Source organism: Pseudomonas sp. Con_6, from assembly GCF_059379395.1.
This window is the reverse complement of sequence record NZ_CM182011.1, coordinates 5,067,155-5,087,057: the sequence shown is the minus strand read 5'-3', so window position 1 is coordinate 5,087,057 and position 19,903 is coordinate 5,067,155. Positions and strand designations below refer to the sequence as shown.

Genomic DNA, 19,903 nt, shown 5'->3' with positions numbered 1-19,903 from the left:
TCTTGCGCAGAGCCTGCGGGAGCTGGCAAGCCAGCCCCCACAGGCTCTGCGTTGTCCTTCCTGGCCTGGAAACTGGCATAACACTTGCTCGCCCACACGCCATAGTGGAACAAACCTCCTGTGAGTGACGGATTATTGGCATGGCGAAGAGCGAAGCAGCAGTCAAAGACCCCGCGGTAAAAGGCAAACTCAAGCTGATCCTGCTGTTGGTGCTGGCCTTGCTGCTGGCAATCGGCCTGTCCGTGGGCGCGACCTGGTTTTTCCTGCACAAGTCCGACAGCAAACCGGCCGCCGAACCCGCAGCGGCGGCAGCCAACGTCAAGCAACCGGCCATCTATGAATCCATGTCGCCGGCCTTCGTGGTCAACTTCAACCAGAACGGCCGCCAGCGCTACATGCAGGTGAGTATCACCATGCAGGCCCGCGACCAGGTCGCGCTGGATGCCCTGAAGGTGCATATGCCGGTGATTCGCAACAACCTGGTGATGCTGTTCTCCGGCCAGTCGTTCGACTCGCTGGCGACCCCGGTCGGCCAGGAAATGCTGCGTCAGAAGGCCACTGCCAGTGTCCAGGAAGTGGCGCAGAAGGAAGTCGGCAAGCTGGTCGTCGACCAGTTGCTGTTCACCAATTTCGTATTGCAGTAGGAGCCGAAGATGGCCGTGCAGGACCTGCTGTCCCAGGATGAGATCGATGCCCTCTTGCACGGCGTCGACGATGGCCTGGTGCAAACCGAATCCAATACCGATCCCGGCAGTGTCAAGAGCTACGACCTGACCAGCCAGGACCGGATCGTCCGTGGTCGCATGCCGACCCTGGAAATGATCAACGAGCGCTTTGCCCGTTACACCCGCGTCAGCATGTTCAACCTGCTGCGCCGGTCCGCCGACGTGGCGGTGGGCGGGGTTCAGGTGATGAAGTTCGGCGAATACGTGCACTCGCTGTATGTGCCGACCAGCCTCAACCTGGTGAAGATCAAGCCGCTGCGCGGCACCTCGCTGTTCATCCTCGACGCCAAGCTGGTGTTCAAGCTGGTGGACAACTTCTTCGGCGGTGATGGCCGTCACGCCAAGATCGAGGGTCGCGAGTTCACCCCGACCGAGCTGCGCGTGGTGCGCATGGTCCTTGACCAGTGCTTCGTCGACCTCAAGGAAGCCTGGCAGGCGATCATGCCGGTCAACTTCGAGTACATAAACTCCGAGGTCAACCCGGCCATGGCCAACATCGTCGGCCCGAGCGAAGCGGTGGTGGTCTCGACCTTCCACATCGAACTCGACGGTGGCGGCGGCGACCTGCACGTGACCATGCCGTACTCGATGATCGAGCCGGTGCGGGAAATGCTCGATGCCGGCTTCCAGTCCGACCTCGACGACCAGGACGAACGCTGGGTCAAGGCCCTGCGCGAGGACGTGCTGGACGTCAGCGTGCCGCTCAGTGCCACCGTGGCCCGCCGCCAGCTCAAGCTGCGCGACATCCTGCACATGCAGCCGGGCGACGTGATTCCGGTGGAGCTGCCGGAAGACCTGATCGTGCGCGCCAATGGCGTGCCCTCCTTCAAGGCCCGCCTGGGTTCGCACAAGGGCACGCTGTCCTTGCAGATCCAGGCGCCGATCGAGCGGCGCTGAGCGCCGCATGCCTTACCAACCGAATTGATTGCCCGTCGAGGACAGCATGGCTAACGAAAACGACATTACTTCCATGGAAGAGCAGGCCCTGGCCGATGAGTGGGCGGCAGCCCTGAGCGAAAGCGGCGATGGCGGCCAGGCCGATATCGACGCGCTGATGGCCGGCGACAGCGGTGCTTCCGGTGGGGGCGCCAGCCGCCTGCCGATGGAAGAGTTCGGCAGCTCGCCACGGCCAAACGAACAGGTCAGCCTCGAAGGCCCGAACCTGGACGTGATCCTGGACATCCCGGTGAACATTTCCATGGAAGTGGGCAGCACCGAGATCAGCATCCGCAACCTGCTGCAACTCAACCAGGGCTCGGTGATCGAGCTCGACCGCCTGGCTGGCGAGCCGCTGGACGTGCTGGTCAACGGCACGCTGATCGCCCACGGCGAGGTGGTGGTGGTCAACGAGAAGTTCGGCATTCGCCTGACCGACGTGATCAGTCCGAGCGAACGTATCAAGAAGCTGCGCTGAGTGAAGCGTCTTCTCTCACGGTTGGCGGCCGCCGCCAGCCTGTGCTGGCTGCCCCTGGCCCTGTCGGCGCAGGTCGGCGCCACGCCGGCGGCCAGCGTTGCGGCACCGGCGACTTCCGGCAGCGTCGCCGGCCAGCTGACCCAATTGGTCTTCGGCCTGCTGCTGGTGCTGGGGCTGATCTTCTTCCTCGCCTGGCTGCTGCGCCGGGTGCAGAACGCCGCGCCAAACGCCAACCAGGTGATCCAGGTGGTCGGCAGTCGCCAGGTCGGTCCGCGTGACCGCCTGCTGCTGGTACAGGTGGGCGACGAGCAGATACTCGTCGGCCATACCCCGGGTAGCCTGACCACCCTGCATGTCATGACCCGGCCCGTCGCTGCGCCGGCCAGCACCCGCCCGGCCACGCCGGAATTCGCCCAGCGCCTGATGGAGCTGTTGGGCAAGGACCAGAAGGACAAGCCGTGATGGCCGCATTGCGAACCCTGTTGACGCTGCTGTTGCTGGTTGCGGCGCCGATGGCGCTGGCGGCCGACCCGCTGTCGATCCCGGCGATCACCCTGTCCAACGGGGCGAACGGCCAGCAGGAATACTCGGTCAGCCTGCAGATCCTGCTGATCATGACCGCGCTGAGCTTCATCCCGGCGTTCGTCATCCTGATGACCAGCTTCACCCGGATCATCATCGTCTTCTCGATCCTGCGTCAGGCGCTGGGCCTGCAGCAGACCCCGTCGAACCAGATCCTCATCGGCCTGGCGCTGTTCCTGACCATGTTCATCATGGGGCCGGTGTTCGACCGGGTGAACAAGGACGCCCTGCAACCGTACCTGTCCGAGACCCTGACCGCGCAACAGGCGCTGGAAAAGGCTCAGGTGCCGTTGAAGGACTTCATGCTGGCGCAGACCCGGCAGAGCGACCTCGATCTGTTCATGCGCTTGTCCAAGCGCACCGATATCGCCGGTCCCGACCAGGTGCCGCTGACCATCCTGGTCCCGGCTTTCGTCACCTCGGAACTGAAGACCGCGTTCCAGATCGGCTTCATGATCTTCATCCCGTTCCTGATCATCGACCTGGTGGTCGCCAGTGTACTGATGGCCATGGGTATGATGATGCTGTCGCCGCTGATCATTTCCCTGCCGTTCAAGATCATGCTGTTCGTCCTGGTGGATGGCTGGGCCTTGATCATCGGCACGCTCGCTGGCAGTTTCGGCGGCGTCTAGCCCCGGGAGAACGCACATGACCCCTGAAGTCGCCGTCGACCTGTTCCGCGATGCCCTGTGGCTGACCACCCTGATGGTCGCCGTGCTGGTGATTCCGAGCCTGCTGGTGGGCCTGCTGGTGGCAATGTTCCAGGCCGCTACGCAGATCAACGAACAGACCCTGAGCTTCCTGCCGCGGCTGCTGGTGATGCTGGTCACCCTGATCGTCGCCGGGCCCTGGCTGGTGCAGAAGTTCATGGAGTACATCCTGTCGTTGTACGGCAGCATCCCGCAGTTGATCGGCTGAGCGCGACATGCTCGAACTGACCGACACGCAGATCTCCACGTGGGTGGCCAGCTTCATGCTGCCGCTGTTTCGCGTGGCGGCCGTGCTGATGACCATGCCCGTATTCGGCACCTCCCTGTTGCCGCAACGCATCCGCCTGTACTTTGCCGTGGCCATCACCGTGGTGATCGCGCCGGGGCTGCCACCGATGCCACCGATCGAGGCGCTGGACCTCAGTGCCTTCCTGCTGGTGGGCGAGCAGATCATCATCGGTGCGCTGTTCGGTTTTTCCTTGCAGTTGCTGTTCCAGGCCTTCGTCATTGCCGGGCAGATCGTCGCGATCCAGATGGGCCTCGCCTTCGCCTCCATGGTCGACCCGGCCAACGGCGTCAATACCACGGTGATCAGCCAGTTCCTGACCATGCTGGTGACCCTGCTGTTCCTGGCGATGAACGGCCACCTGGTGGTGTTCGAGGTGCTCACCGAAAGCTTCACTACCTTGCCGGTGGGCAGCGGGCTGATGGTCAACCATTTCTGGGACCTGGCCGGGCGCCTCGGTTGGGTGCTGGGCGCGGCGCTGTTGCTGGTGCTGCCGGCGATCACTGCGCTGCTGGTGATCAACATCGCCTTCGGCGTGATGACCCGCGCCGCGCCGCAACTGAATATCTTCTCCATCGGTTTCCCCATGACCCTGGTGCTGGGCATGGGCATCTTCTGGATCGGCATGGCCGACATCCTTTCCCATTACCAGTCGTTGGCATCCGAAGCGCTGCAATGGCTGCGTGAACTGGCACGGGCGCGCTGAGCATGGCAGAGAGCGAAAGCGGTCAGGACAAGACAGAAGACCCCACCGAGAAACGCAAGAACGACGCCCGCGAGAAGGGCGAGATCGCCCGTTCCAAGGAGCTCAACACGGTGGCGGTGATGCTCGCCGGTGCCTTGGGGTTGCTGAGTTTCGGCGGTTTCCTGGCCGGGGCGCTGATGGAGATCATGCGTAGCAACTTCAGCCTGTCCCGGGAAGTGCTGATGGACGAGCGCTACATGGGCATCTTCCTGCTCTCCTCTGGCAAGCTGGCCATCCTTGCTACTCAGCCGGTGTTGCTGGTGCTGCTGCTGGCGGCGTTGATCGGGCCGATCGCGCTGGGTGGCTGGCTGTTCGCTGCCGGCACCATGGCGCCCAAGTTCAGCCGCATGAACCCGTTGGCGGGGATCAAGCGAATGTTCTCCATGCACTCGTTGGCCGAGCTGCTCAAGGCGCTGGCCAAGTTCTTCGTGATTCTGCTGGTGGCCCTGGCAGTGTTGTCGGCGGACCGTGACGACCTGCTGGCCATTGCCAACGAGCCGCTGGACCAGGCGATCATGCATAGCGTCCAGGTGGTGGCCTGGAGCGCCTTGTGGATGGCCTGTGGGCTGCTGATCATCGCCGCGGTGGACGTACCGATCCAGCTCTACCAGGCCAAGCAGAAGCTGATGATGACCAAGCAGGAAGTGCGCGACGAATACAAGGACACCGAGGGCAAGCCGGAGGTCAAGCAGCGCATCCGTCAGGTCCAGCGCGAGATTTCGCAGCGGCGGATGATGGCCGCAGTGCCCGAGGCTGACGTGATCATCACCAACCCGACGCATTATGCGGTGGCGTTGAAGTACGACCCGGAGAAGGGTTCGGCGCCGTTGTTGCTGGCCAAGGGCACGGATTTCATCGCGCTGAAGATCCGTGAGATCGCGGTGCAGAACAATATCCAGCTGCTGGAGTCGCCGGCGCTTGCGCGGTCGATCTACTACTCAACCGAGCTGGAGGAGGAGATTCCTGCGGGGCTGTACCTGGCGGTGGCGCAGGTGCTGGCCTACGTCTACCAGCTGCGGCAGTACCATGCTGGCAAAGGCAAGGCGCCGGAGCCGATCAAGGACCTGCCGATTCCTCCGGATCTGCGGCGCGACTCCTGATTCTCTGCTGTTCTTTCGGGCCTCATCGCTGGCTTGCCAGCGATGGGGGTCTGATGTTCACCGCAAAGTTGGAAAGCTTCTTGCAAAGAGCAGCGCCAAGCGCCTCCGTGGCGTCAAAAGTTTGCTTGAAGAGGAAGACCGGTGGACCGCTCCCAACTGATCAACAGCGCGCGCAGCAACCTCAGCAGCCTGGGCCGGGGCAATATCGGCGTGCCGGTGCTGTTGCTGGTGATGCTGGCAATGATGATGTTGCCGATCCCGCCGTTTCTCCTCGACGTGTTCTTCACCTTCAACATCGCCCTGTCCATCGTGGTCCTGCTGGTCTGCGTGTACGCTCTGCGCCCGCTGGACTTCGCCGCCTTCCCGACCATCCTGCTGGTGGCCACGCTGTTGCGCCTGGCCCTGAACGTCGCCTCGACGCGGGTGGTCCTGCTCCACGGCCACGACGGCCACGGCGCTGCCGGCAAGGTGATCCAGGCCTTCGGTGACGTGGTCATCGGCGGCAACTACGTGGTCGGTATCGTCGTCTTCGCCATCCTCATGATCATCAACTTCGTCGTGGTGACCAAGGGTGCCGGACGTATCTCCGAGGTGAGCGCGCGCTTCACCCTCGATGCCATGCCGGGCAAGCAGATGGCCATCGATGCCGACCTCAACGCCGGCCTGATCAATCAGGACCAGGCCAAGGCCCGTCGCGCCGAAGTGGCCCAGGAGGCCGAGTTCTACGGCTCCATGGACGGTGCAAGCAAGTTCGTTCGCGGCGACGCCATCGCCGGTCTGCTCATCCTCTTCATCAACCTCATCGGCGGCATGGCCATCGGCATGGCCCAGCATGGCATGAGCTTCGGTGACGCCGGCAAGGTCTACGCCCTGTTGACCATCGGTGACGGTTTGGTGGCGCAGCTGCCGTCCCTGCTGCTCTCCACCGCGGCGGCGATCATGGTCACCCGGGCCTCCGGCTCGGAAGACATGGGCAAGCAGATCAACCGGCAGATGTTCGATTCGCCGAAGGCCCTGGCGGTCTCCGCGGCGCTGATGATCGTCATGGGCCTGGTCCCGGGCATGCCGCACATCGCCTTCCTCAGCCTCGGCCTGCTGGCTGCCGGTGGCGCCTACCTGGTGTGGAAGAAACAGAACCAGGCCAAGGTCAAGGCCGCCCAGGAAGTGCAGCGCCAGCAGGACCTGCTGCCATCGCCGCAACGCGCTGCCGAAACCAAGGAACTGGGCTGGGACGACGTCACCCCGATCGACATGATCGGCCTGGAAGTCGGTTACCGCCTGATTCCGCTGGTAGACCGCAACCAGGGCGGGCAACTGCTGGCGCGGATCAAGGGCGTGCGCAAGAAGCTGTCCCAGGACCTGGGCTTCCTCATGCCCACCGTGCATATCCGCGACAACCTCGACCTGGCGCCGAGCACCTACCGCCTGACCCTGATGGGCGTGATTCTGGCCGAGGCGGAAATCTTCCCCGAGCGGGAAATGGCCATCAACCCCGGCCAGGTGTTCGGCACCCTCAACGGCATTGCTGCCCGCGACCCGGCCTTCGGCCTGGAGGCGGTGTGGATTGACGTCGGTCAGCGCAGCCAGGCGCAGTCCCTGGGGTATACCGTGGTCGACGCCAGTACCGTGGTCGCCACCCACCTCAACCAGATTCTCTACAAGCACTGCCACGAGCTGATCGGCCATGAGGAAGTGCAGCAATTGCTGGCGGTCCTGGCCAAGGGTTCGCCAAAGCTGGCCGAAGAAATCGTGCCCGGTGTGCTGCCGCTGTCCGGCCTGTTGAAAGTGCTCCAGGCCCTGTTGGCGGAACAGGTTCCCGTCAGGGATATCCGTAGCATTGCCGAGGCGATCGCCAACAATGCCAGCAAGAGTCAAGATACCGCCGCACTGGTCGCCGCAGTCCGCGTCGGATTGTGTCGCGCTATCGTGCAAAGCATTGTCGGCACTGAGTCCGAGCTGCCTGTGATCACGCTCGAACCAAGGTTGGAACAGATTTTGCTCAATAGTCTGCAAAGGGCCGGGCAAGGTCAGGAAGACGGTGTTCTTCTTGAGCCGAGCATGGCTGAAAAGCTTCAGCGTTCGTTGATCGAGGCTGCCCAGCGTCAGGAGATGCAAGGTCAGCCGGCCATCCTGCTGGTTGCAGGGCCGATCCGTCAGATGCTGTCGCGCTTCGGTCGCCTGGCTGTACCGAATTTGCATGTTTTGGCGTATCAGGAAATACCTGACAACAAGCAAGTCACCATCGTTGCCACAGTGGGCCCCAACGGCTGAGGTAGTGGGTTATGCAAGTTAAGCGTTTTTTCGCCGCCGATATGCGTCAGGCCATGAAGCTGGTTCGCGATGAGCTGGGGGCCGATGCCGCCATCATCGGCAACCGACGGATTGCTGGCGGTGTCGAGCTGACGGCGGCGCTGGACTACAAGCTGTCCGCCCTGGCCCCGCGCGTGCCCAACGTCGAGCTGGAAGACGAGCTGCGCAAGACCGAATCGCGCATCGCCACTGCCCAGGCCGAACTGAGCAGCCGCAACGAGACCGACACCGGCAACCGCCAGCTGTTCGCCGGCCTGCCGCTGACCGCCTCCGAGCCGCTGGTCGAGAGCCGTCTCGAAGAGCTGGCGCCACCGCCGGCTCCTGCGCCCATGGCTCCGGCCATCGACCCGCGCCTGTTCGACTCGATGCGCTCCGAACTGTCAGGCCTGCGCGAGCTGCTGGAAGTCCAGCTCGGCTCGTTGGCCTGGTCTCAGTTGCAGGGCGCCAAACCGCACCAGGCCAACTTGTGGCGCCGCCTGCAGCGCATCGGCCTGTCCGGCCCGCTGTCCCGCGACCTGCTTGACCTGACCCAGGACATCGTCGATCCGCGCCACGGCTGGCGCATGCTGCTGGCGCACCTGGCGCGGATGATCCACGTGCCGGAAGTCGAGCCGATCGAGGAGGGCGGGGTGATCGCCATGGTCGGTCCGGCCGGCATGGGCAAGACCACCACCCTGGCCAAGCTGGCCGCGCGTTACGTGCTCAAGTACGGCGCGCAGAACCTCGCGCTGGTGAGCATGGACAGCTTCCGTATCGGCGCCCAGGAACAGCTCAAGACCCTCGGCCGCATCCTCAACGTCCCGGTGACCCACGTCGACCCCGGCCAGTCCCTGGCCCAGGCGCTGGAGCCGCTGCTGCGCAAGCGCGTGGTGCTGATCGATACCGCCGGCCTGCAGGCCAGCGACCCGGCCCTGCGCATGCAGCTGGAAACCCTGGCTGGCCGTGGCATCCAGTCCAAGAACTACCTGGTCCTGGCCACCACCAGCCAGAAACAGGTGCTGTCCGCCGCCTACCACAGCTACAAGCGCTGCGGCCTGGCCGGCTGCATCCTGACCAAACTCGATGAAACCGCCAGCCTGGGCGAAGTCCTGAGCCTGGCCATCAGTCACGAATTGCCGGTGGCCTATCTCACCGATGGCCCGCGCATTCCTGACGACCTGCACCTGCCACGGCGCCACCAGCTGGTGAGCCGCGCGGTCAGCGTGCAGATGCAGGACGAGCCGAGCGAGGAGGCCATGGCCGACATGTTCGCCGACCTGTACCACAGTGACGGCAAGCGAGTCGGCTGAGGTGGATATGTATCAGTTGCACAGTACCTGCATCACAGGGTCCGCGTGGCAGTTCGCGGTTGTAGCCGGCGCGGCCCGTCATGTGGCCTCGGTCTAAGCAAGACAAGGTAAAGAACAAATATGGGTAGCATGCATCCCGTACAGGTGATCGCCGTGACAGGCGGCAAAGGTGGCGTTGGCAAGACCAACGTGTCGGTGAACCTCTCGCTGGCACTGGCCGAGCTCGGCCGTCGCGTCATGCTGCTGGACGCCGACCTGGGCCTGGCCAATGTCGACGTACTGCTCGGGCTCACCCCCAAACGCACCCTGGCCGACGTCATCGAAGGCCGTTGCGAGCTGCGTGACGTCCTGCTGCAGGGGCCTGGCGGCGTGCGCATCGTCCCGGCCGCTTCCGGTACCCAGAGCATGGTGCACCTGGCCCCGGCGCAGCACGCTGGCCTGATCCAGGCCTTCAGCGAGATCGGCGACAACCTCGATGTGCTGGTGATCGACACCGCCGCAGGTATCGGTGACTCGGTGGTCAGTTTCGTCCGCGCTGCGCAAGAGGTGCTGCTGGTGGTCTGCGACGAGCCGACCTCGATCACCGACGCCTACGCCCTGATCAAGCTGCTCAACCGCGACTACGGCATGAGCCGTTTCCGCGTTCTCGCCAACATGGCGCAGAGCCCCCAGGAAGGCCGCAATCTGTTCGCCAAGTTGACCAAGGTCACGGATCGCTTCCTCGATGTCGCCCTACAATACGTCGGTGCAGTTCCCTACGACGAGTGTGTGCGCAAGGCGGTGCAGAAGCAGCGAGCGGTCTATGAAGCCTTTCCGCGTTCCAAGTGCGCGCTGGCCTTCAAGGCCATCGCGCAGAAGGTCGACAGCTGGCCGCTGCCGGCCAACCCGCGCGGGCACCTGGAATTCTTCGTCGAGCGGCTGGTGCAACCGACCAGTGCGGGACCTGTGCTATGAGCGCGAGCGGCTACCGGATGTACAGCAAGGCCTCACGTGACGCCCAGTACGAACTGATCGAGCGTTATGCCCCGCTGGTCAAGCGCATTGCCTACCACCTGCTGGCGCGGCTGCCGGCCAGCGTGCAGGTGGAGGACCTGATCCAGGCCGGAATGATCGGCCTGCTGGAAGTCGCCAACAAGTACGACTCGAGCAAGGGTGCCAGTTTCGAGACCTACGCCGGCATCCGCATCCGCGGTGCGATGCTCGACGAGGTCCGCAAGGGCGACTGGGCGCCGCGCTCGGTACACCGCAATACCCGCATGGTCAGTGACGCGATTCGTGCAATTGAAGCAAAAACCGGCCGTGACGCTAAAGATCACGAGGTTGCTGCCGAACTTCAATTGAGTCTCGATGATTACTACGGGATTTTGAACGATACCTTGGGCAGTCGCCTGTTCAGCTTCGACGACCTGTTGCAGGACGGCGAGCATGAAGGCCTGCACGAGGATGGCGCCAGTGCCCAGCTCGAGCCATCGCGCGATCTGGAAGACGAGCGCTTTCAGGCAGCCTTGGCCGACGCGATCGCCAACCTGCCGGAACGCGAACGCCTGGTCCTGGCCCTGTACTACGACGAAGAGCTGAACCTCAAGGAAATCGGTGAGGTCCTGGGGGTCAGCGAGTCGCGCGTCAGCCAGTTGCACAGCCAGTGCGCAGCCCGTCTGCGTAGTCGGTTGGGGGAATGGCGGGCGCGTTGAACGCGGGTTCGATGCAGTCGTGACAACGTGGTAGCCGGAATTGATTGAACGCGCGTTCAGCGCTGGACGCGTTAAAGACTGCTTGGAGGTCTAATTGAACAAAGATATGAAAATCCTCATCGTTGACGACTTCTCGACGATGCGGCGGATCATCAAGAACCTGCTGCGTGACCTGGGCTTCACCAACACGCACGAGGCCGACGACGGCACCACCGCGCTGCCCATGCTCGAAAGCAACAACTTCGACTTCCTGGTGACTGACTGGAACATGCCTGGCATGTCCGGCATCGACCTGCTGCGCAAGGTGCGCGCCGACGAGCGCCTCAAGCACATGCCCGTGCTGATGGTCACTGCCGAAGCCAAGCGCGAGCAGATCATCGAAGCGGCCCAGGCCGGCGTCAACGGCTATGTGGTCAAGCCTTTCACCGCCCAGGTGCTGAAAGAGAAAATCGACAAGATCTTCGAACGCGTCAACGCCTGAGGCGTGCAACGGGGGCGCTATGGACCATAACGAATCATCGTTGGGCGACTTCGAGTCGACCCTGAAGAAACACGCCCAGGAGCTGGTCGCGAGCCTTGAGCGCGGCCAGTTCGGCGACGCGGTGCAACTGATCCATCAGCTGAACCAGACCCGTGACCGCGGCCTGTATCAGGAAGTCGGCAAACTCACGCGCGAGCTGCATAGTGCGATCGTCAGCTTCCAGATCGACACCCAGGGCCCGCAGGCCGAGGAAATGTCGCAGATCACCGATGCCACCGAGCGCCTGGCCTACGTGGTCAAGCTCACCGAGGCCGCAGCGAACCGCACCATGGACCTGGTCGAGCAGGGCACGCCCGTGCTCCACGATCTGGGCGAGGAAGCTCGCCTGCTGCACAACGACTGGCAGCGGTTCATGCGCAAGGAGGTGGCGGCGCCGGAGTTTCGCGAGCTGGTCCAGCGCGTCGACAGGTTTCTGGCGCGCAGCGCCGAGGATAGCCACAAAGTTGGCGGCTACCTCAACGACATTCTGCTGGCCCAGGATTTTCAGGACCTGACCGGCCAGGTGATCAAGCGCGTGACCTCGTTGGTTACCGAAGTCGAAAAGAATCTGCTCAAGCTCGTGTTGATGGCCAGTCAGGTCGACCGCTTCGCCGGTATCGAGCATGACCGCCAGCAGATGCGTGACGAGAGCGACCACTACAAACATCCGACTCGGGGTGAAGGACCACAGATTCATGCCGATAAACGTGAAGATGTCGTGTCCGGTCAGGACGATGTCGATGATCTGCTGTCCAGCCTGGGTTTTTAGGGAGCACGTTTGATGAGCTTCGGCGCCGATGAAGAAATCCTTCAGGATTTCCTGGTAGAGGCCGGCGAAATTCTTGAGCAACTGTCCGAACAACTGGTCGAGCTGGAAAGCCGCCCGGACGACTCCGACCTGCTCAATGCAATCTTTCGCGGTTTTCACACTGTAAAAGGGGGCGCCGGCTTCCTCCAGCTCAACGAGCTGGTGGAGTGCTGCCATATCGCCGAAAACGTCTTCGACATCCTGCGCAAGGGAGAGCGCCGGGTCGACGCCGAACTGATGGACGTGGTCCTGGAGGCCCTGGACACGGTCAACAGCATGTTCGGCCAGGTGCGCGAGCGCACCGACATCACCCCGGCTACCCCGGAGCTGCTGGGCGCCCTGGCGCGCCTGGCCGAGCCTGCGGGTGCCGAACCTGCCGCTGCGCCGGCTGCGCCAGAGCCTGTGGCGATCGCTGCGGAGCCTGAGCCCGTGGCCGCCGTCGCCTCCGGTGACATCACCGACAGCGAATTCGAGCAACTGCTCGACTCCCTGAACGCCGTGCATGATGCCGCCGAGGCGCAGAGTGCCGAGGTCGCCAGCGACGAAATCACCGACGCCGAATTCGAATCCCTGCTCGACCAGTTGCACGGCAAGGGTCAGTTCGCTGCCGACAGCCTTCCGGGTGCCAGCGCTGCGGCACCGGTAGCCGAAGTGGGGGGCGAGCCGAGTGACGAGATCACCGACGCCGAGTTCGAAGCCTTGCTCGATCAGTTGCACGGCAAGGGGGCCTTCGCTGTGGACGCGCTGCCGGGGACCGCAGTCGCCGCACCGGAAGCCGTGGTCAGCGAAGCGCCGGCGCCTGGCGCAAGCGCCGATCACATCACCGAACACGAATTCGAAGCCTTGCTGGACCAGTTGCACGGCAAGGGCAAGTTCGCGGCCGATGCCGTGGCGGCCACTGCCGCACCTGCCGCCGCCGCTGTCGCCAAGCCTGCGGCCCGCCCTGCACCCGCGCCGGCCGCCGCCAAGCCGGCTGCCGCCGCGCCTGCCCGTCAGGCGGCCGCACCTGCTGCTGGCGACAAGCATCCGCCCGCCAGCGAAGCGGAAACCACCGTACGCGTCGACACCGCGCGTCTGGACGAGATCATGAACATGGTCGGCGAACTGGTGCTGGTGCGTAACCGCCTGGTCCGCCTGGGTCTGAACAGCGGCGACGAGGCCATGTCCAAGGCCGTGTCCAACCTCGACGTGGTCACTGCCGACCTGCAGACCGCGGTCATGAAGACCCGCATGCAGCCGATCAAGAAGGTCTTCGGGCGCTTCCCGCGCCTGGTTCGCGACCTGGCCCGGCAACTGAAGAAAGAGATCAACCTGGAGCTGGTCGGCGAAGAAACCGACCTCGACAAGAACCTCGTGGAGGCCTTGGCCGACCCGCTGGTCCACCTGGTGCGCAACGCTGTCGACCACGGCGTGGAAACTCCGGAAGAACGCGAGGCCTCGGGCAAGTCCCGTGGCGGCAAGGTGGTTCTGGCGGCGGAGCAGGAGGGCGACCATATCCTCCTGTCCATCTCCGACGACGGCAAGGGCATGGATCCGGCCGTGCTGCGTGCCAAGGCCGTGGAAAAGGGCCTGATGGACAAGGACGCGGCCGACCGCCTCAGCGAGTCGGATTGCTACAACCTGATCTTCGCCCCGGGCTTCTCGACCAAGACCGAGATTTCCGACGTGTCCGGCCGCGGCGTCGGCATGGACGTGGTGAAGACCAAGATTTCCCAGCTCAACGGCTCGATCAACATCTACTCGGCCAAGGGCCAGGGCTCGAAGATCGTCATCAAGGTGCCGCTGACCCTGGCGATCATGCCGACCCTGATGGTGATGCTGGGCAACCAGGCCTTCGCCTTCCCGCTGGTCAACGTCAACGAGATTTTCCACCTCGACCTGTCGCGAACCAACGTGGTCGACGGCCAGGAAGTGGTGATCGTGCGCGACAAGGCACTGCCGTTGTTCTACCTCAAGCGCTGGCTGGTCAGCTCGGCCGCTCATGAAGAGCAGCATGAAGGCCATGTGGTGATCCTGTCCGTGGGCACCCAGCGCATCGGTTTCGTCGTCGACCAGCTGGTGGGCCAGGAGGAAGTGGTCATCAAGCCGCTGGGCAAGATGCTCCAGGGCACGCCGGGCATGTCGGGCGCCACCATTACCGGTGACGGGCGCATCGCGCTGATCCTCGACGTGCCGAGCATGCTCAAGCGTTACGCCGCACGGCGAATCTGATCCCGGGTGGCGCGGTTTTGCGGCCGCGCGCCCTAATGGAGTGTTTATGGCAGTCAAGGTCCTGGTGGTGGATGATTCCGGTTTCTTCCGCCGCCGTGTCTCGGAAATTCTCTCGGCGGACCCGACCATCCAGGTCGTCGGTACGGCGACCAATGGCAAGGAAGCGATCGACCAGGCACTGTCGCTCAAGCCCGACGTCATCACCATGGACTACGAGATGCCGACCATGGACGGCATCACTGCGGTCCGTCACATCATGCAACGCTGCCCGACCCCGGTGCTGATGTTCTCCTCGCTGACCCATGAAGGCGCCCGGGTGACCCTCGATGCGCTGGATGCTGGCGCGGTGGACTACCTGCCGAAGAACTTCGAAGACATCTCGCGCAACCCGGACAAGGTCAAGCAGATGCTGTGCGAGAAGGTCCACACCATCTCCCGCAGCAACCGTCGTTTCAGCAGCTACGCCAGTTCATTGCCGGCGGTGAGCACTACTTCGTCCAGCCCGGTGTCGTCGTTGGGTTCGACCCGTGCGCCGTCTGCGCTGCCGACCCGTGCTGCCGCGCCCGCGCCGGCCCCGGCTGCCAACCTTTCTCCGGCGCCCAAGCGCAAGGCTTACAAACTGCTGGCCATCGGTACGTCCACCGGGGGGCCGGTCGCCCTGCAGCGAGTCCTGACCCAACTGCCGGCCGGCTTCCCGGCGCCTATCGTGCTGGTCCAGCACATGCCGGCGGCCTTCACCAAGGCGTTCGCCGAGCGTCTCGACAAGCTGTGCAAGATCAGCGTCAAGGAAGCCGAGGACGGCGACATGCTGCGTCCTGGCCTGGCCCTGCTGGCCCCGGGTGGCAAGCAGATGATGGTGGACGGTCGCGGCATGGTGAAGATCCTGCCGGGCGATGAACGCCTCAACTACAAGCCTTGCGTGGACATCACCTTCGGTTCGGCGGCCAAGTCCTATGGTGACAAGGTGCTGGCCGTGGTGCTCACCGGCATGGGGGCCGACGGCCGCGAAGGCGCGCGCCTGCTCAAGCAGGGCGGCAGCCAGGTCTGGGCCCAGGACGAGGCGAGCTGCGTGATCTACGGCATGCCCATGGCCATCGTCAAGGCCAACCTGGCCGATGCGGTCTACGGCCTTGACGATATTGGTCGCCACCTGGTCGAGGCGTGCATCTGATGGACGTTCTCAGCCTTCTCGGCATCATCCTGGCCTTTGTCGCAATCGTTGGCGGCAACCTGCTCGAAGGCGGTCATGTCGGTGCGCTGCTCAATGGCCCGGCAGCGCTGATCGTGCTGGGCGGTACCCTCGCGGCCGCGCTGTTGCAGTCGCCGCTGAGCGCGTTCAAGCGCGCCCTGCAGATCTTCGGCTGGATCCTCTTCCCGCCGCGCGTCGATCTGGCCGGTGGTATCGATCGGGTGGTCAACTGGAGCCTCACAGCGCGCAAGGAGGGCCTGCTGGGCCTGGAAGGCGTTGCTGATGCTGAGCCTGACGCCTATGCGCGCAAGGGGCTGCAACTGCTGGTGGACGGCGCCGAACCGGAAGCGATCCGCAGCATCCTCGAAGTCGACTTCCTCACCCAGGAAGCCCGCGACATCCAGGCGGCAAAGGTCTTCGAGAGCATGGGCGGCTACGCGCCGACCATCGGCATCATCGGTGCGGTGATGGGCCTGATCCACGTCATGGGCAACCTGGCCGACCCGTCGCAGCTGGGTAACGGCATCGCCGTGGCCTTCGTTGCCACCATCTACGGCGTGGCCAGCGCCAACCTGATCCTGCTGCCGGTGGCCAACAAGCTGAAGGCCCAGGTGATGCGCCAGTCGCGCTACCGGGAAATGCTCCTGGAAGGCCTGCTGTCCATCGCGGAAGGCGAGAACCCGCGGTCCATCGAACTGAAGCTGCAAGGCTTCATGGAGTAAGCATGGCCCGTCGTCGCAAGGTCGAGGAACACGAGAATCACGAACGCTGGCTGGTGTCCTACGCGGACTTCATCACCCTGCTGTTCGCCTTCTTCGTGGTGATGTATTCGATTTCCTCGATCAACGAGGGCAAGTACAAGATCATGTCGCAGGCGCTGATCGGTGTGTTCAGCGAGTCCGAGCGCAGCACCCGGCCGATCCCCATCGGCGAAGAGCGCCCGCTCAGCACCCGTCCGGCGCAGCCGATCATCAAGGACAGCGAGCAGACCGACGCTGGTCTCAACCAGTCCAGCGCCGATCCGCTGAAGACCATCACCGACCAGGTCATGGAGGCCTTCGGCGACCTGATCAAGAGCGACCAGATGACCGTGCGCGGCAACGAGCTGTGGATCGAGATCGAGCTCAATTCCTCGCTGCTGTTCGGCAGCGGCGATGCCATGCCCAGCGATATCGCGTTCAATCTGATCGAGAAGGTAGCGAATATCATCAAGCCGTTCGCCAACCCGATCCACGTCGAAGGCTTTACCGACGACCAGCCGATCCGTACCGCGCAGTACCCGACCAACTGGGAACTGTCCTCGGCCCGGGCTGCGAGTATCGTGCGCCTGCTGGCCATGGAGGGGGTCAACCCGGCGCGCATGGCGTCCGTCGGCTACGGCGAGTTCCAGCCGATCGCTCCCAACAGCACTGCCGACGGTCGCGCGAAAAACCGCCGCGTGGTGCTGGTGATCTCGCGTAATCTCGACGTGCGCCGCAGCCTGACCGGTACCGGAACAGCGAACGCGCAGCCGGATGCGGCATTGAAGCGGGCTGGCACACAAACTGCACCGCCTGCTGTAACACCGACGGCGGGTAACAACCCCGTCAAAACTCCGTCATCCTCGACCTTTTAATCGATCCCGGCTGGCAACCGTCTGACCGGGAGGAAACCGCGCATGAGAGTCTGGGCAGTAGCCAATCAAAAAGGTGGCGTAGGCAAGACCACCACGTCCATCGCCCTGGCAGGCCTGCTGGCTGACGCCGGCAAGCGCGTGGTCGTCGTCGACCTCGACCCGCACGGGTCGATGACCAGCTATTTCGGGCATAACCCGGACACCCTGGAGCACAGCAGCTTCGACCTGTTCCAGCACAAGGGCCAGGTGCCGGACGGCCTGCCCGGGCAATTGCTGCTGCCCACCAGCAATGAAAAGATTTCCCTGCTGCCGTCGAGCACCGCGCTTGCCGTGTTGGAGCGCCAGTCGCCGGGGCAGAACGGCCTCGGCCTGGTGATCGCCAAGAGTCTGGCGCAGCTCTGGCAGGACTTCGACTACGCCCTGATCGATAGCCCGCCGCTGCTCGGCGTGTTGATGGTCAACGCCCTGGCCGCCAGCCAGCAACTGGTGATCCCGGTGCAGACCGAATACCTCGCGGTGAAAGGCCTGGAGCGCATGGTCAGCACCCTGGCCATGGTCAATCGCTCGCGCCGCCAGGCATTGCCTTTCCATATCGTGCCGACCCTGTTCGATCGCCGTACCCAGGCCTCTATGGGGACCCTCAAGGTGCTGCGCGATGGTTACCCGGAGAACATCTGGCATGGCTACATTCCGGTTGACACCCGCCTGCGCGATGCCAGCCGGGCCGGGGTGACGCCTTCGCAATACGATGCCAAGAGCCGCGGCGTGGTCGCTTACCGTGCACTGCTCAAGCACCTGCTGCAGCAGAAAACCGTGGCGCAGGTGGCCTGATGAATCGTCCGCAGATCGCCACCAAGCCGCAGATGGCCTTGCAGTCCTACCTCGATGGACTGCTGCAGGAAGCGACCGAAGACATCATCGAACCGGTGGTCGCACCGGTCGTCGTCCCTGTGGTTACGCCGGTCGTGACCGCGCCGGCCCCGGATACCAGCGAAGTCCTGGACGAGTTCCAGGCCGCGGTGCTGGAAGAGCAGGCCCGGGATGCCCGCCGCGAATCGCTGGGCGCGCGCGTCGCGCCGACCACCTTTGCCGAGCCATCGCCAGTCCGTATTCCGGTAGCACCGCCGGCGCTCAAGGTAGCGCCTGTCGTCGAGCCGGTGGTAGAGAAGGTGACTGCGCCGGTCGTTGCCAAGCCCGAGATCAAGGTCGAGGCGCCGCCGCGGGTCGAACCGCTGGTGGAAGTCCACTTGCCGGCACCGCCGCAGCCGCCGAAGGCCGAAGGCGGGCGTCCGGACTGGGCCGCCGAGCCCTTCGAATGCCTGCTGTTCGATGTCGCCGGGCTGACGTTGGCGGTACCGCTGGTATGCCTGGGCTCGATCTACTCCCTGGCCGGCCAGGAGCTGACGCCGCTGTTCGGCCAGCCGGAGTGGTTCCTTGGCATCCTGCCGAGCCAGGCCGGCAACCTGAAGGTTCTGGATACCGCGCGCTGGGTCATGCCCGAGCGCTACCGCGACGATTTCCGCGAAGGACTGCAATACGTGATTTCGGTGCAGGGCTACGAGTGGGGGCTGGCGGTGCATCAGGTCAGCCGCTCGTTGCGCCTGGACCCGAACGAGATCAAATGGCGCTCGCAACGCGGCCAGCGGCCGTGGCTGGCGGGCACGGTGATCGAACACATGTGCGCATTGCTGGATGTCGCCGAGCTGGCCGAGCTGATCGCCAGTGGCGCCGTCAAGAAGATGCAGTTGGGAAACAAATGATCGGTCGCGCACCGGCGCGATCGCACTGAGCACTCCGCCGAAGGCGGTTTTTGAGGGTTAGGGGAATGAAAAAGACGTCTGGACAAGGTTCCGAAGATCCGATCCTGCAGTGGGTTACCTTCCGCCTGGACAACGAGTCCTACGGCATCAACGTGATGCAGGTCCAGGAAGTGCTGCGCTACACCGAGATCGCCCCGGTACCCGGTGCGCCGAGCTACGTGCTGGGTATCATCAACCTGCGCGGCAACGTGGTCACCGTGATCGACACCCGCCAGCGCTTCGGCCTGGTGCCGAGTGATGTCACCGACAACACCCGCATCGTCATCATCGAGGCGGACAAACAGGTGGTGGGCATCCTCGTCGACAGCGTTGCCGAAGTGGTCTACCTGCGTCAGTCCGAGGTAGAGACCGCACCGAACGTCGGTAACGAGGAATCGGCCAAGTTCATCCAGGGCGTATGCAACAAGAACGGCGAACTGCTGATCCTGGTCGAGCTGGACAAGATGATGACCGAGGAAGAGTGGTCCGAGCTGGAGAACATCTGAGTTGATCCTTGAGGTAGCGGTTGTATTCCTGGCCTTGCTGTGGGCACTGAGTGCCTGGTTGTTCATTGGCTACAGCAAGCGGCAGCGTGAACTGGCGTCGCAACAGGCCCAGGGTGATGCGCTGCGCGACCAGCGCATCAAGGACCTGAACAAGCGCCTGGATGACTACCAGAACATGTCGGTGTCCATGGGCGAGGCCTTGCACGAGCTGCGCGCGACGGTCGCCCCGCTGCCGGAAAAACTGCTCCAGCTGGAACAGCGCGACCCCAACAGCCTGTCGTTTGCTCAGGCGGCGCGGCTGGTGGGGATGGGCGCCAGCGTCGACGAACTGACCCAGACCTGCGGCTTGACCCAGGCTGAGGCGGAGTTGATGAGCAAGTTGCACAAGAGCTGAGGGTTTCCT

At 63.8% G+C, this 19,903-nt stretch carries 22 protein-coding genes; all 22 read left to right on the top strand.

Going from position 1 to position 19,903, the window contains the following annotated elements:
* Positions 1-140: 140 nt before the first annotated feature.
* The 22 genes from fliL to AC5QPF_RS22515 all read left to right on the top strand — a co-directional run bounded on the left by fliL (position 141) and on the right by AC5QPF_RS22515 (position 19,894).
* Positions 141-644: a flagellar basal body-associated protein FliL gene (fliL, locus tag AC5QPF_RS22620; RefSeq protein WP_494959969.1), complete on the top strand. Its 504-nt coding sequence runs from the start codon at positions 141-143 to the stop codon at positions 642-644.
* Between the two features lie 9 nt (positions 645-653).
* Positions 654-1,622 carry a flagellar motor switch protein FliM gene (fliM, locus tag AC5QPF_RS22615; RefSeq protein ID WP_494959968.1) on the top strand — a complete coding sequence of 323 codons (969 nt, stop codon included), beginning with the start codon at positions 654-656 and terminating at the stop codon, positions 1,620-1,622.
* Positions 1,623-1,668: 46 nt separating this feature from the next.
* Positions 1,669-2,139 (top strand): flagellar motor switch protein FliN, encoded by a 471-nt coding sequence (gene fliN / locus AC5QPF_RS22610; protein ID WP_494959967.1) that lies wholly within the window; start codon positions 1,669-1,671, stop codon positions 2,137-2,139.
* Positions 2,140-2,601 (top strand): flagellar biosynthetic protein FliO, encoded by a 462-nt coding sequence (fliO, locus tag AC5QPF_RS22605; protein WP_494959966.1) that lies wholly within the window; start codon positions 2,140-2,142, stop codon positions 2,599-2,601.
* Positions 2,601-3,353: a flagellar type III secretion system pore protein FliP gene (gene fliP / locus AC5QPF_RS22600; protein WP_330076900.1), complete on the top strand. Its 753-nt coding sequence runs from the start codon at positions 2,601-2,603 to the stop codon at positions 3,351-3,353. The genes fliO and fliP overlap by 1 nt, the downstream gene beginning before the upstream one ends.
* Positions 3,354-3,369: 16 nt before the next feature.
* Positions 3,370-3,639: a flagellar biosynthesis protein FliQ gene (gene fliQ, locus AC5QPF_RS22595; RefSeq protein ID WP_042124652.1), complete on the top strand. Its 270-nt coding sequence runs from the start codon at positions 3,370-3,372 to the stop codon at positions 3,637-3,639.
* Between the two features lie 7 nt (positions 3,640-3,646).
* Positions 3,647-4,423 (top strand): flagellar biosynthetic protein FliR, encoded by a 777-nt coding sequence (gene fliR, locus AC5QPF_RS22590; RefSeq protein WP_494959965.1) that lies wholly within the window; start codon positions 3,647-3,649, stop codon positions 4,421-4,423.
* 2 nt (positions 4,424-4,425) lie between these two features.
* Entirely contained in the window at positions 4,426-5,562 is a 1,137-nt protein-coding gene (gene flhB / locus AC5QPF_RS22585) for a flagellar biosynthesis protein FlhB (RefSeq protein ID WP_494959964.1), read from the top strand.
* A 141-nt stretch (positions 5,563-5,703) separates the two neighbouring features.
* On the top strand, positions 5,704-7,833 hold the full coding sequence (gene flhA / locus AC5QPF_RS22580) for a flagellar biosynthesis protein FlhA (protein WP_494959963.1): 2,130 nt from the start codon (positions 5,704-5,706) through the stop codon (positions 7,831-7,833).
* Between the two features lie 11 nt (positions 7,834-7,844).
* A complete protein-coding gene (flhF, locus tag AC5QPF_RS22575; protein WP_494959962.1) occupies positions 7,845-9,161 on the top strand; it encodes a flagellar biosynthesis GTPase FlhF in 1,317 nt (438 codons plus the stop codon).
* 120 nt (positions 9,162-9,281) lie between these two features.
* Complete coding sequence (fleN, locus tag AC5QPF_RS22570; RefSeq protein WP_009399964.1) at positions 9,282-10,115, top strand: flagellar synthesis regulator FleN; 834 nt, start codon at positions 9,282-9,284, stop codon at positions 10,113-10,115.
* Positions 10,112-10,852 (top strand): RNA polymerase sigma factor FliA, encoded by a 741-nt coding sequence (gene fliA / locus AC5QPF_RS22565; protein ID WP_042123134.1) that lies wholly within the window; start codon positions 10,112-10,114, stop codon positions 10,850-10,852. The genes fleN and fliA overlap by 4 nt, the downstream gene beginning before the upstream one ends.
* Positions 10,853-10,958: 106 nt before the next feature.
* Positions 10,959-11,333, top strand: a complete 375-nt coding sequence (locus AC5QPF_RS22560; protein WP_330076905.1) for a chemotaxis response regulator CheY — start codon at positions 10,959-10,961, stop codon at positions 11,331-11,333.
* 19 nt (positions 11,334-11,352) lie between these two features.
* On the top strand, positions 11,353-12,141 hold the full coding sequence (locus AC5QPF_RS22555; RefSeq protein WP_494959961.1) for a protein phosphatase CheZ: 789 nt from the start codon (positions 11,353-11,355) through the stop codon (positions 12,139-12,141).
* Positions 12,142-12,153: 12 nt separating this feature from the next.
* Positions 12,154-14,391, top strand: coding sequence for a chemotaxis protein CheW (locus AC5QPF_RS22550; protein WP_494959960.1), 2,238 nt, complete (start codon positions 12,154-12,156; stop codon positions 14,389-14,391).
* Positions 14,392-14,437: 46 nt separating this feature from the next.
* Positions 14,438-15,562 (top strand): chemotaxis-specific protein-glutamate methyltransferase CheB, encoded by a 1,125-nt coding sequence (locus AC5QPF_RS22545; protein ID WP_494959959.1) that lies wholly within the window; start codon positions 14,438-14,440, stop codon positions 15,560-15,562.
* Positions 15,562-16,302, top strand: a complete 741-nt coding sequence (locus AC5QPF_RS22540; RefSeq protein WP_494959958.1) for a flagellar motor protein — start codon at positions 15,562-15,564, stop codon at positions 16,300-16,302. Before AC5QPF_RS22545 ends, AC5QPF_RS22540 begins: the two co-directional genes overlap by 1 nt.
* 2 nt (positions 16,303-16,304) lie before the next feature.
* A complete protein-coding gene (gene motD / locus AC5QPF_RS22535) occupies positions 16,305-17,195 on the top strand; it encodes a flagellar motor protein MotD (RefSeq protein ID WP_494959957.1) in 891 nt (296 codons plus the stop codon).
* A gap of 42 nt (positions 17,196-17,237) precedes the next feature.
* A complete protein-coding gene (locus AC5QPF_RS22530; protein ID WP_330076911.1) occupies positions 17,238-18,026 on the top strand; it encodes a ParA family protein in 789 nt (262 codons plus the stop codon).
* A complete protein-coding gene (locus tag AC5QPF_RS22525) occupies positions 18,026-18,955 on the top strand; it encodes a chemotaxis protein CheW (RefSeq protein WP_494959956.1) in 930 nt (309 codons plus the stop codon). Before AC5QPF_RS22530 ends, AC5QPF_RS22525 begins: the two co-directional genes overlap by 1 nt.
* A gap of 65 nt (positions 18,956-19,020) precedes the next feature.
* Complete coding sequence (locus AC5QPF_RS22520) at positions 19,021-19,500, top strand: chemotaxis protein CheW (RefSeq protein ID WP_042123150.1); 480 nt, start codon at positions 19,021-19,023, stop codon at positions 19,498-19,500.
* A 1-nt stretch (position 19,501) separates the two neighbouring features.
* Positions 19,502-19,894, top strand: coding sequence for a DUF2802 domain-containing protein (locus AC5QPF_RS22515; protein WP_494959955.1), 393 nt, complete (start codon positions 19,502-19,504; stop codon positions 19,892-19,894).
* Positions 19,895-19,903 lie beyond the last annotated feature (9 nt).

Coding starts and splice junctions, on each gene's coding strand:
- AC5QPF_RS22550 (WP_494959960.1), top strand. CDS start 12,154: ATGAGCTTCGGCGCCGATGAAGAAATCCTTCAGGATTTCCTGGTAGAG.
- AC5QPF_RS22520 (WP_042123150.1), top strand. CDS start 19,021: ATGAAAAAGACGTCTGGACAAGGTTCCGAAGATCCGATCCTGCAGTGG.
- fliL (WP_494959969.1), top strand. CDS start 141: ATGGCGAAGAGCGAAGCAGCAGTCAAAGACCCCGCGGTAAAAGGCAAA.
- AC5QPF_RS22530 (WP_330076911.1), top strand. CDS start 17,238: ATGAGAGTCTGGGCAGTAGCCAATCAAAAAGGTGGCGTAGGCAAGACC.
- fliQ (WP_042124652.1), top strand. CDS start 3,370: ATGACCCCTGAAGTCGCCGTCGACCTGTTCCGCGATGCCCTGTGGCTG.
- AC5QPF_RS22525 (WP_494959956.1), top strand. CDS start 18,026: ATGAATCGTCCGCAGATCGCCACCAAGCCGCAGATGGCCTTGCAGTCC.
- fliR (WP_494959965.1), top strand. CDS start 3,647: ATGCTCGAACTGACCGACACGCAGATCTCCACGTGGGTGGCCAGCTTC.
- fliM (WP_494959968.1), top strand. CDS start 654: ATGGCCGTGCAGGACCTGCTGTCCCAGGATGAGATCGATGCCCTCTTG.
- flhF (WP_494959962.1), top strand. CDS start 7,845: ATGCAAGTTAAGCGTTTTTTCGCCGCCGATATGCGTCAGGCCATGAAG.
- fliA (WP_042123134.1), top strand. CDS start 10,112: ATGAGCGCGAGCGGCTACCGGATGTACAGCAAGGCCTCACGTGACGCC.
- AC5QPF_RS22540 (WP_494959958.1), top strand. CDS start 15,562: ATGGACGTTCTCAGCCTTCTCGGCATCATCCTGGCCTTTGTCGCAATC.
- fliP (WP_330076900.1), top strand. CDS start 2,601: ATGGCCGCATTGCGAACCCTGTTGACGCTGCTGTTGCTGGTTGCGGCG.
- AC5QPF_RS22545 (WP_494959959.1), top strand. CDS start 14,438: ATGGCAGTCAAGGTCCTGGTGGTGGATGATTCCGGTTTCTTCCGCCGC.
- motD (WP_494959957.1), top strand. CDS start 16,305: ATGGCCCGTCGTCGCAAGGTCGAGGAACACGAGAATCACGAACGCTGG.
- AC5QPF_RS22555 (WP_494959961.1), top strand. CDS start 11,353: ATGGACCATAACGAATCATCGTTGGGCGACTTCGAGTCGACCCTGAAG.
- fliN (WP_494959967.1), top strand. CDS start 1,669: ATGGCTAACGAAAACGACATTACTTCCATGGAAGAGCAGGCCCTGGCC.
- AC5QPF_RS22560 (WP_330076905.1), top strand. CDS start 10,959: ATGAAAATCCTCATCGTTGACGACTTCTCGACGATGCGGCGGATCATC.
- flhB (WP_494959964.1), top strand. CDS start 4,426: ATGGCAGAGAGCGAAAGCGGTCAGGACAAGACAGAAGACCCCACCGAG.
- fleN (WP_009399964.1), top strand. CDS start 9,282: ATGGGTAGCATGCATCCCGTACAGGTGATCGCCGTGACAGGCGGCAAA.